Consider the following 12,497-nt stretch of genomic DNA (forward strand, 5'->3'; position numbering starts at 1 on the left):
CTTCCCGGAATACGCCTTTGGCGGGAAGCGCCGCTGGGGCACCTCCCGCCGAAGGGGCAAATGGTCAAATGTTGGTCAGAATGGTGGTGATCAGCCGCTGGAACACCGCGGCCACCTCCGCGCGGGAGGCGTTGTTCTTGGGCAGGAAGGCGCCGGTGTCCGAGCCCTCCACAATGCCCAGCTGACGGAAGCGCTCCACGGCCTCCTTGGCCCAGCCGCTCACTTCGTCCTCGTCGGTGAAAGCCGCCGGGTTGGTTAGCTCAGGCAGTTCAATGCCGTCGCTGTCCAGATAGCGGACCAGCATGGTACACAGCTGCTCCCGGGTGATGGGGTCGTCGGGGGCGAACCGGTCGCCGCCCACGCCCTGAACCACACCGGTCTCCGCCGCCCAGGCCACATAGGGGCCATACCAGGCGTCGGGGTCCACGTCGGAGAAGGCGCTCTGGCCGCTGTAATCCGCCGGGTCAATACCGGCCAGACGGCCCAGTACCGTCACCAGCATGGAGCGGGTCATGGTGCCGCTGGGGTCAAACTCGCCGTTACCCACACCCTGGAACAGGCCGCGGGCCGCCGCGAAGGAGATGGCCTCCTCGCCCCAGAAGCCCTCGGACACATCGGTGAAGGTCTCGTCCGCCGCCACGATGGCATACTCGCCCACTTCCGTGGCCAGGTAGTACACCTTGCCGGGAGTCACCAGACTCCAGGCCACCGGATGGGTCTCCCCGCTCGCGTCGGTGTACTGCACCAGATACTCGCCGTCCTGGGGCAGGTCAGGGAAGGGCATCAGCATGGCCATAAGGTCATCGCCCTCGCTGAGGGTTCCGGCGGGAATGAAGACCTCCATCTTGTTGCTGTACGCCAGGATGTCCATGGTCTCATTGTCCTGAATCAGCCGCTTCTCCGCCCCGTCGCTCAGGGTCTTCTTGTAGGAGGTGAAGTGGACCTTTACCAGATTGTTCTCCCGGTCGTAGCGCAGGTCGTAGATCTCAATCTTGTTGGAGACGTAGGTGTTCTCCGCCTTCACCTCAATGAGCATGGTGGCGGCGTTGTCCCACAGGCCGTCATCGGCCGCGTAAGCCGCGTCGGCCTTGGCCTCCAGCCTGGCCTTCTCGTCCGTATAGGCCTGCTCGATTCCGGGCAGAGCCGCCTCGGCGGCGGTCTTCTCCGCCTCAGCCTCGGTCTCGGCCTGCTGGCGGGCCAGGGCAGCGACCGCCTCGTCATAGGCGTCCTTTTCGGCGCCGTCCTCATAGCTGACGGCGGCCCAGGCATCCAGAAGGTCCTGAATATCCTCGCTGTTATCAATCAGTGCCAGGTACTGCGCCCAGGCATTGTCCTGTTCCACCCCGAGGGCAGCTTCCTGCCAGTCATGGAGTGCCTCGGTGATACGCTGGACCTTTTGGTACGCGGCGTCACTCAGGCTGCTCTCGGTCAGGGCAACTTCCGCCGCCTCCACTCGGGCCTGGGCTGCCAGGTAATCCTGGTAGAGGTCAATCAGCGTCCGCATCTCGGCGGCGGTCACGTCCTCCATTGTGCGGACCGCAACCTGGTACCAGCCGGAACGCAGGCCGGAGAAAATGCTGGTGGACAGAGAGCTGGAAGCCAGGTCGGAGGTCTGCCAGACCGGCGTGGTCCAGCCACTTTCCGCCGGGTAGGTCTCCTCATCCAGCGGGTCAGTCAGCTTGCTCACATCCATGAGCTCCGGCTCCTCTTTTCCTTCCGGAATCTCAACGGGCCGGGCAATAAACTGATAGGTGCCGTAGTTCAGGCGGCCGCCCTGTGCCTGGGCGGTGATGACGCCGTCCTGAGTGCCGTTGTGCTCAGGCTCGCTCTCAGCGGTCATGACGATGGCCTCGTCATTTACCGTCAGGGTACGCTGGATGGTCACGTCCTCATTCTGTTTGTCGTTGGCGTCCCGGATAAGCAGGACATAGCTGCCGGGCACCAGGTTTTCAAAGCTCTTGCTGTCGGTGAGCTCCATCCAGCTTGCGGTGCTGTCTGCCGCCATCACCTGGGTCTTCCAGGTGGCCATAGCCTCCGCCTCGCGCTCTGCCAGGGCGGCGTTCAGCTCATCCTCCGGCATAATAGCGTTGGGGTCGTCGGGCTCCGCGTCCGGGTGCTGCTCAAAATAATCTTCTTTGTACTGGTCCAGCAGCTCCTGCCGCACGGCCTCGGCGTCGAAAATCTCCTCCGCCGGGGTCAGCAGAGCCTCATAGCGGCCGGCGTACTCGTTACTGGCCGGGGTGCTCTTGGTGGCATCGTAGACGCCGCCGGTAAAGCTGGTGGAGTCCACAGTGATGACGCCGTTGTTCCGGTCCTGGTTCCAGGCGTGGACCACGGTGACAAAGTCCTCGGCCGCCTGGATGGGCAGGCCGTCCACCGTGATGGTCTGGCTGGCTGTGTTGCCCGCCGCGTCCTTTCCGGTGAGGATGTAGCTGCCGCCATACAGGATAGGCAGACTGCCGCCCACGGAGGTGCGGCCTGCCATCTCTGCGGGTACAAACACGTTATACCCGTTGATAGCCGCCTCGGTGATGGGGGAGAGATTGGTTTTTTCCTTGCTGATGAGCCAGGAGAGGGACACTGTGCCGTCAATCGCAGTTGTCGCGTTCAAGGTGGCTCTGGGCAGGTCCGTATCCACCTGAGTCATCTCCAGCACCACCTGGCTCCAGCTGCCATCCTCGGCAGTCGCCTTCACCAGATAGAAGCCGTTGGCCTTGGCGTCGAAGGAATCCGTGGTGTCCTTCACGGGTTCCAGCTCGGCCACGTCCAGCTCTGTGCCGCCCTCCTTTGTCTCTAGGATGGTCAGGCGCTGGGCGCTGAAGGTCACGTCGTCCGTGTTGGAGCTGGCCTTGGCGACCACGTTGTCGCTAGCAGTCACATAGTCGTTGCCGTCCATGGGATTCTGGCTGCCGTTCTTGTAGAAGTCGGCGCTCACGTCAGGGGCGGTGCTGACGGTGCTGACGGTCACGGTGGTGTTGAACCAGTCCACCGTGATGGTCTGGGTGGTGCGGTTGCCCGCGGTGTCCATGGCCTCCACCTTCAGCGTGCCGTTTTCCGAGACGGTCACGTCGGCCTCCCAGTAGTTGTCGCCGCGCTCGCTGATGGTGGGCGTCACGCCGTTCACCGTCAGGGTGGCCAGGCCGGTGTCGTCCAGGATGTAGAGGGTCAGGTCCACGCTGCCGCTGCCCGTCTTCAGAGACGCAGTATCAGGGAAGCTGCGGTTCCAGTAGATGTGAGGCGAGGTGGCGTCGGCCGCGGGTACGGGCGGCTGATTGCCCACAAACTGCTCCACAATCACGTCAAAGTCGGCGGTGGGATTGGTATCTCCGTTGTCCAGCACGGTGACGGTCACCGTGTGGGTCTGGCCCAGGTCGCCGAAGGTGACTCTGGTCTTCTCGGTGCCGCCGGTGCAGGTGATCTCCCTGGCCTGGAAGCCGGGGTAGGTGCTGCTCACCCTGATCTTGCCGTTGAAGCTGAAGTCGATGGACTCAGCCACGGTGTCAAAGGTGAAGTAGGCGCCCACCTTGCCGTTGGCCAGGTTGGACAGATAGGGCCGGGTGGCGCCGCTGCCGGTGCCCCAGGTCATGATGTCGCCGTTGAAGCTCCAGTCCTGGGTGCCCGCCGCAGCGGTCTCGTCGTACTCGGTACTGTCGGCATTGTAGAAGGTGAACAGGCCGTTGTCCTTGAAGACGTTGATGCCTTCGCCTTCCGCGGTGACCTCATAGGTGATGGAGTGGATGGTGTTGGTGGCCTGGTCCTTGATCTCCAGGACGCCGGTACCCTCACGGGAGGGTGTCACCACCAGCACGCCCTGGGTGTTGCCTGTGCCGGAAGTGCCGCTCTGCTGGTAGTAGAGCACGCCCAGGTTCTTGGCGCCGCCCTGGGTGTCGGGCACCTCGGTCACCTGGATGGCCGGGTCCTTACCGGTGCTGGTGGCGATGGACACGGGCAGGCGCATGGTGTTGCCCATGGCCAGGGTGATCTTGTCGGCAGTGTCAAAGTAGGTCTTGTGCTCCACCGCGGTAATCTGGGTGTTGTTGCCGGTGTTGTACTCGCCGTGGTCAGCGGTGATGAGTCCGTCGGCGCCGCGGATCATATCAGTGTCTGCGGCGGAGAAGATCTCCACCCGGAGGTTGAGGCTGCCGGTCTCGGCGCCCTTGTAGACCGACGGCGGCACGGTAATGGTACCGGACACCGTGCGTCCCATATTGGAGGCGATGTCATCGCCATCCTCAGCGTTGTTCAGCCGCAGGATTCCGTTCTGAGCGTCGGCACTGTTGTCCGCCAGGGTCTCAAGCTGCTCCTGCCTGGAGACGGTCAGGTTGCTGTTGGTGATATCCAGCGGGGTGTAAATCGGGTTGTTGTTCTCGTCACGGCCGCTCTCATAGCTGAACTGGACGTATACATCCCCCGCTGTGGCGCTGCCCCGGTTACCCACCTGGAAGTTCACATCCAGAACGGTGTTGCCGCTGGCGTCCACGCTGGCGGAAGAGATGCTCAGGTGCTCAAAGCCCAGCTCCGGCTTATCCTCCACGGTCAGAACCGGGCCAGTACTGCCGCTGAATGCATCATCTTTAAAGTATTCCTTGTCCTCCGACAGGTCGAAGTAGAATTCGCTGCCCTTGGGCAGGTCCTGGGTCAGGGCGTCGCAGGTACCCACCAGGCTGACGGTCTGACCGGCAGTGATGTTCTCGGTAATCTCCCAGGTGGCCAGGGTGACCGGGTCTGCGCTTTCGCTGGTCTTGAGCATCAGCTTCACGGTGATGGGGTTGGCCTCGCTGCCCCGGATGCCCACGTCGCCGACGTTCTGGAAGGAACCGATGGCCTCCAGCCGGCTGCCTGCGGTGAAGTCATACTCACCGAAGGTCAGGGTTGCGTTGCCCAGCTCCTTCTGGCCCACGCCGTAGCTGATGGCGTAGATACCGGTACCCGGTTTCTTGGTCTGCGTGCCGTCGGCATACGCCTTCTGAGCCTCCTCGTCGCTCTGGGGGATAAGGACGGTCTGCTGCTGATTGTTTTCGTCGGTATAGGTGTACTCCTTGAGGTAGGTGGTGACGCCGCTGGTGAGCACCAGCAGGGTATCCTGGCTCTGGGCGCCATCCTCATTGGCCTGGACGGTCTGCTCACCGTCGCTGGTTGTGGTACCTGTGTCGGTCTTCTTCTGGCCCAGGGCAATCTGCAGGTCGGAGAAGACGAACTGGTCCATGCCGCCGTCATAGCCGTCCAGCTTGCCCAGATAGGCCTGCTCGGTCTCCGAGGCGCTCAGGCCGTCAGCCACCGCGTCCTCATACACCTGCATGTAGTTCATGGCCAGCATGGTGCCCTCGCCCCAGGTCTGGGACTTGGGGTCCCACTTGGCCAGGTACAGGGCGTTGTTGGTGGTGCCGTTCACACTGGCGGTATAGACGGCGGAGATGTTGCCCGCGCCGTCGGCGCCGATGGTGACCTGGGACCGGCCGGTGGTGTTGGAGGTGACCTCATTCCCGTCGGCGCCCGTCTGCTTCTCCGGCTGGAAGAAGGGGATGATGGAGCCGGTATGAGTCTCTCCGGCGATGCTCTCCAGGTCGGCCTGGGGGATGACATAGGTGGAGCCGTTCATCTCAAAGAGCAGGAACTCCTGGGTGTCGTCGGCCAGAGTGACCACATCAAACTTCTCGTCCGTGCCGGTCAGGCCGCCCAGCTTGCCGTTGAGGAACTGGAGGTCGGAGAAGTAGGGGTCCTGGTAGGCGGTAAGGGAACCTCCCTGATAGACACCATCTGTGACGGTATTCCGGTCATAATCCACCAGGGTGCGCAGCAGCAGGGCTTCGCCCCAGGTGGGGTCACCGTCAGCGGTCAGAGTCTGGAGGTAGAGCCGCCTTGTGGTGAGCAGGTCAGTAGCCTCGCCGACCGTTGTGGTGGTGTTGCCGTCAGCATTGATATAGGTCTGCTGGCTGGTGGTGTAGGCCACGTAGTAGGTGTCGCCAATCTCGGTGATCTCCATGTTGTCCAGCACCTGGCCCGCACGCAGCTCGATGCCCACGTTCTTGTCGCCCACCACGGCGTGGAGCTCGGTGCCCTCGCCGTAGGCGTCCCACAGGCCCTTCTGATAGGTCAGACGGTATTCCCGGATGGACGCGGCGCCGCTTCCCATGGTGTCGGGGTAGAAGCTTTCGAGATAGGCCTCGTAATCCTTCTCCAGGCTTGTGGTATCAGTGTAGTGCTGGGCCTGGGCGTAAATGATTACGCTGCCGTCATCGCTGCCGCCGGGGAGGTACACGTGGCTACCCGGTTGATCTTCGGTCGGAATGGCGCTGACGGTGGTCACATTCTTCTGGTCAATTGCAGTTTCATTATTGTCGCCGGCATTGGTGTCAAAGCTGGCGGTCTTGACCACGGTGTTCTTGGCCGCCGCGTCGGCAATCGCCTGGTTATATGCATTTTTGTCAGTGACGGACTGGAAGTATACCTTCCACTCATCATAGACCTTCAGTTTCTCCTCATAGGTCTTCAGCGCGGATTGATACTCCTCGTATGCTGCCTTGTCTTTTTCATACTGGGTATTCTCAGCTTCGTATTCCTTCATCTTCGCCTCATAGGCTGCCTCAGCATCCGCATAGGAGGTATACGTTACGACAAAGTAATTTCCAGTTTCCGTATCAGCCGTAGAATTATACAGCGCCTTTTGTTCCTCTGTCATAGCGTTATATTCATCTGCAGTTACATAGTAGTCCTTCCGCGCAGGGGCTACAGGAGGTTCTCCGGGGTCTCGTACCGCTTCGGGCTTCGTGGCCACAAAAGCGGCGTATACCTCCTTATAGTTGCTCTCATCCATGTCGTTCGGGCACTCGCTATCAGGCTTTTTCCCCACAGTAGGGGCAGATCCTGTTACAGTGGCATAGCTCACCCAGGCGATGCGGATGGTGTCGCCATTCGCCCAGCCGGTGAACTCCAGGTCGCCGGTGCCGTCGTCGTCCACAATGATGTAGGGGGTGGGATCGTCCTCATCCACCGGATTCACCAGGCCGTACTCGTCCACACCTTCGGTGCTGGTCAGCTTGATGCGGGAGAGCACCAGCATGGAGTTGTCCACGGGGTGAGCAGCGTCTGTACGGCTGATGGTGTAGAGCAGGTAGTTGTCCTCTCCCACGGTGACCACCTTGTAGTCATACCCGGAAACCAGACCGTCGGCCAGCTTGAAGGCGTCACCCGAGCTGTTGTAGCCGGAGAGCTGGAAGGGGACCTCCTTGTCGTTGGGGTCAATAGCCAGAGGCTCCAGGTCGCTGCCTGCAGTGGTGGAATAGATGGTCTGGGTATCCGCCGAGGAGCCGGGCAGGCTGACCTTCACACCGGTGCTTCCTCCGTCCTCGGACAGCGTCTTCAAGTCGCCTTCTCCACCGTAGGCGCCGTTCAGGGCCGACCAGCTGTAGGTCCATTGGGGGTTTCCTTCGTAGTCATAGCCGATGGAGATGCCGATGAGCTCCAGCTCATAGCTGAAGAGGAGGAACTGCACGTTGACACCGAGAGCCGCGCCGAAGTCAAAGGTCCTGAGCCGGAAGACCTCATAGTCATCACCGGTGTAGTTTCCAAAGGCCATCGCGCAGCCGATGTTGACCTTGATATAGATCTCGGCTTTCACAATCTCAATGCCGATGCCCGCGCCCACCTGGACGTAGAGCTCCGGCGCGATCTCAAAGCTGCCGAAGCTGGACTTGTTCTGGGAGCTGGACACCTCCACAGCCCCGTAGAGCTTGGTATCTGCCAGAGCGGTGAGCTTGATATAGACATCCTGGCCCATGGTGGCGTCACTGGTCTGCTTGAGCACCACCAGCACATCGTCATCGCCGGTAGAGGAAAGATAGCCCTTCCGGAAGCCGTCCAGCGGCGTATTACAGGCCGCGTCTGTATAGACCTCCAGCAGCACCTTGCCGTCGAAGTCCAGGTTGAGGGCCTTGTACTGCGTTTTGCTCAGCACCACGGACGTTCCCTTGGGCAGGTTCACATAGCGGTTGCCCTCAGTGTCTTCCACCATACCCGTTTCTGCCGGGATCAGGCTGTCCTTCTCCACAGTCTCCCGCTCCACATCGGCGCTCAGACTGAACTCAACGTCCAGATGGACGGTGACATAGAGGTAGATGAGGGGGCAGGAGGTAAACCGGGCCTTGTAGGTGAAGGCCAGCTCCACGCCCAACGCCGCGGCGAACCGGCTGAACTCGTAGTGGTTGGTCACCGGGTCGTACTTGAACATGAAGGCCGCGGATATGGAGAATTCCGCCTTGAACTCCTTGGCAGTCACGCCCTCGCCCTGGCCCATCTTCTGGTTGTACCAGTTCTGCTGGTCCTTGGTGGCCTTGTAGCTGTCATCCACTTCCTGGGCCATGCTTCTGGGATGGGCAATCCATTTAAACATGTTGGCAATGGTCTCGCCGGAGCTCTTGAGGGCCTCGCCCGGGTCGGTATGGTAGTCGCTGCCGCCGCCGCCGGCGCCGCCGGCGCCGGCGTCACCGTTGGAGTTCCAGCCGCCCATGGGGATGCCGATGGTAAAGCCCACCGTGTCGCCGTCCATGACGATGCTGGCAAAGTCGGTGACGCCGATCTCCGTGGAGGGCAGGTCCACCGCAAAGTCCTGGTTGAGTTCGGAGTAGGGGAAGTCCACGTTTTCCTTCATATCAACGCCGGCCTGGGCCGCCGCGTCGCCGGAGCTCATCTCCTGGAGGTGGCGGGCGTCTGGCGTGATCTTGGAGTCCGCCGGGGTCACGCTCTCCGGGGCCAGGGAGTCCTTCGTGCTGCCCTCGGACTGGAGGACCACATCTCCGCCGTCAATATCCACGCCGTTGGCCGCGGCGATCTCATCAGTGGTGGCCTTCTGCTCCTGCACGGCCAGGGCCACGGTGTTGTTGGCGGTGAGGGAGCCCAGGTAGCCGTTGAGCTTGTCAACGCCGCCCTCCTCCAGCACCACCTGGCCGTTCTCATAGCCCTTGATTTCCGCAATGGGGATATTGCGCCCCGCCAGGCTCTCTTCGATGATAATAGGCTCTGGATTTTCAAAGGGATAGAGCAGGTTGCCCTGGTAATTGGGTGTCCAGGTGTAGGCTGTGCCGTCGTCGTTGAGCTTTGCGGGACTGATATCGCCGCCCAGAGGCACGTCCACCATGGAACGGGCACTGGCTTCGGGGCCGTACATCACATGGTTGTCCGAGGAGCGGAACGCTTCCCCGTCTGCGCCAATTTGGGTCATTCCGCTGATGATATAGCGGTAGGCCTTCTGCTCCTCGGTGAGCAGCTCATAGCTGGTTCCCTCGGTGATGGTGCTGACAAAGGCGGGCAGCACCTGGGCCACAGTACTGGTGTCGGTGCCCTCATCGGGAATCAGGCTGCGGGGGTTCATGTTGTAGTACACCTTCATGAAATACTGGGCGTACTTACCTTCGCCCAGGGGCACCGGCTGGAAGTAGAGCTCGTTGTAGCTCATGCCCGGGTCCAGGAAGCCCAGGCTGATATCTTCAGAGTTCTCATCCACGATGAAGTAGCCGGTTTCGGTATTGTAGTAGCCGTCAATCATGCCGTTGCCGCTCATGTCCAGGAAGAGCTCCACCTCCGCTATGGCGGCGGTCATGACACTGACGGCGCTGAGGTACTCAGAATCGTAATAGTAGAAGGTCATGTTGGAGGTGGCAAGGTCGGACACGTTGAGCCAGATCTTCTCGTTGCCGTTGTAGGTGCGGCCGTTGTAGACGATCTTGTCCTCCGCAGGCAGGTTGAAGTTGATCCACTGGACGTTGGTCAGATCCGCCTTGGTGAACACCGCGCTGCTCTGGGTGAAGCCGGAATCCTTGGTCAGGGTGCCTTCCTTCTGCTCGTAGGTAATAGTAGCGCCACTGGTCTTCTCGTCCGAGTAGCCGTAGGTGATGCCGCCGTTGGTGCTGGCCCAGAAGTCATTGACGGCGTCCGTGATTTTATTGGTGTCGATGTTTGCGGTGATGTTGCCGTTCTCATCGGTCAGCCGGGGCACGGAGGGGCTGATATCCAGCACCAGGTTCTGCTTACGGGTCATGACCACGTTGATGGTGTAGTCCCCGCTGTTGACCTGTTCGTCGGTCATACCGTTCCACAGCAGCTGAATGTAGTATGTATTGCCGCTGTTGGTGATGTTGGCGGGCACCACCTGGCCGTCTCTGGTCAGGTAGACGGCATAGCTGAGGCTGCTGTCCGAAGTGGCCGGGGTATAGCTGGCGGTGTTCTGGAGGGTCACCTGCAGGGTGGTGCCCACAAAGAGCTTGCCGTTGGACACGCCGCCCTGGCCGCTCTGGATGGTGATGACAGGCTTCATGGAGTCATAGACGCCGGAGCTCTCGGTGAGGGAGGCGGCGCCTTCCGGGGCGGTCTGAGTATTTCCGCTGCCCTCGCCGCTGTCGTTGGCGGTGTGGATCTGCAGATAGAAGTCCCCGCCGAAGGTGCGGCGTTCCAGTGTTCCGCTCTTCAGGTTGGCCTCCGCGTTGTCCTCGGAGTCATGGGCGTCATGGCGGCTGGTACCCAGCTGGAGCCGGTTCACATTGTCCGCAATGGACCAGGAACTGTATATCCCGGTGGATTTGGTCCAGCTGATTGACGGGGTAAAATAGCTGCCGTTGTCTTTGACTCTGCTGTCCGTTCTGGCCCACTGGCTGCCGTCGGCGGTGAGCAGCTTGGCCCATGGATAGGTATACTCCATCCCGTACAAGGTCAGCGTCCAGCCGCTGGCCAGGGAACACGTCCAGTTGAAGTTGGCCGATATCCCGCAGTACAGCCGCGGATCAAAGGTCAGGGTGGCGGAGCCGGCTCCCTTGCTGCGGTAGGTCCAGATGCCGCCGTCGTAGGACTCTCCGCCCGACCAGCCGCTGGAAGGGATGTTCTCGTACCGGCTCCAGCCACCATTGGAGAAGGTGAGCTTGTTGGGGTAATTGTAGCTGAGGGGGGAGATCTCGCCGTCCTCCCCGCCGATCTGGGCGGTCAGCACCTCGCCCTCGTTCTCCACCTGCTGGCCGGTGACCGCGCCGCCGCCCACAGGGGCCAGGGCGTTCTCCGACTCGGTGACAGAGCCGGACAGGTCGGTGACGTCGCTCTGGTAGAGGTAGCTGGCCAGGTTCTGCTCCCCGGTACCCTCGCCGCTGTTGTACAGGGACACCACGGCCTCGGTACTCTCCAGGGTGCATAAGCCATCGCCGTCGCCCTTCAGGTTGGACAGCACCACCTGGAAGGTCCTCTCCTCGTCGGTGGCCACGCCGTCGTCAATGAGGGGGACCTCAATCACCTGCTCGTTCCGGTCGGCGTAGAACACCAGCGTACCGCTGGCGGCGGCGTAGTCCGTCCCCGCTACGGCGGTGCCATCCACGGTGGCGTAGTCGATGGTGAGCATGGTCTGGCTGCCGCCGGTGCGCACTACGGTCAGCTCCGCCGTACCGGCGGCCTTGTCCGCCCGCACCTCGGTAACGGCAAAGCCCAGAGTGCTCGCCTCGGCCTCGTCGTTGTCCACTACCTGGAGGGTCAGGGTGTTGGCGGTGTCGTACAGGGACGCGCCCAGGTTGTCCACGATGGTGAAGGTACCGAACTTCAGGGCCTCGGCATCCTCATCCTCGGGCACGGTGATCCGGATCTCCTTCACCCACTCGCCCTCGGCGAAGGTCATGTCAAAGACATAGCCGGAGTAGGGGTCCTCGGCATTCTCAGGGGTGATGCGGGTATAGGTGGGCTCCGCGTTCAGGTCCACCAGCAGGTCAAGCTCCCCTTCCTCCGCCGGAACAGGCTCTTCCTCCGTTTCCACGGTGTAGGCTACGCCCAGATAGCTGTCGGAGCAGTACTCTACACCGTCCGCAGTGTAGACGCAGCGGAAGTCGTAGTTCTCCAGGTCCTCCTGGGCCACCACAAAATCCTTGTCCACGGCGCCGTCCACAATTTCCCAGCTGTCGCCGTAGAGCACATACCACTGGTAGGACTCGGCCTCCACGTCAATAGACAGGATAACGTCAGTCTCAGCGGCGGTGCTCACCACCTTTACCGGCTCCTCCGGCTGGCTGGGGGGCTGCGGCTGGCCGATGGGCTGGTTCTCCGTCCCGGGCAGCGGGTTCTCTACCTCGATGATGATGTCGTCGGAGCCGGCCGCCGTGCTGTACGAGGCGCTGCCGTCCTCCAGCTGGGTCAGGGCGGGCTCATAGGTGATGTAGGCCACAGCCCGGCCCTGGGTGCCGCCCAGGCGGTAGACCTTGATGACGGCGGTATTGCCGCCCTCCTCCGCCACCACCTGGAAATCGGAAAAGGCAAAGGTGCCGTAGGGGAAGGCAGTCTCCCAGTCCTCCGTCACGGCCACCGTGTTGCCGTCCTTATCCACAATGGACAGTTCCTCCGGACGCTCGGCCAGATAGGCCAGCGCCTGCTGGGGCACCAGACCCATGGTCATAACCAGCGCCAGAAGCAGCGCCAGGCTCCGGTGAAGTATCTTTTTTGTGCTCATAGGCATTTCCTCCTCATGCGATCTCCCTGTC

The 12,497-nt window shown here is 61.6% G+C and carries 1 protein-coding gene; it reads right to left on the reverse strand.

Features of this window, described 5'->3' with window-relative positions; translation table 11 throughout:
• Positions 1–64: 64 nt before the first annotated feature.
• Positions 65–12,466, reverse strand: coding sequence for an S-layer homology domain-containing protein (locus ACOX7T_RS12670; RefSeq protein ID WP_433443314.1), 12,402 nt, complete (start codon positions 12,464–12,466; stop codon positions 65–67).
• Between the last annotated feature and the right edge of the window lie 31 nt (positions 12,467–12,497).

The sequence above is a fragment of the Pseudoflavonifractor sp. genome, from assembly GCF_050943825.1.
GTDB lineage: Bacteria > Bacillota > Clostridia > Oscillospirales > Oscillospiraceae > Pseudoflavonifractor.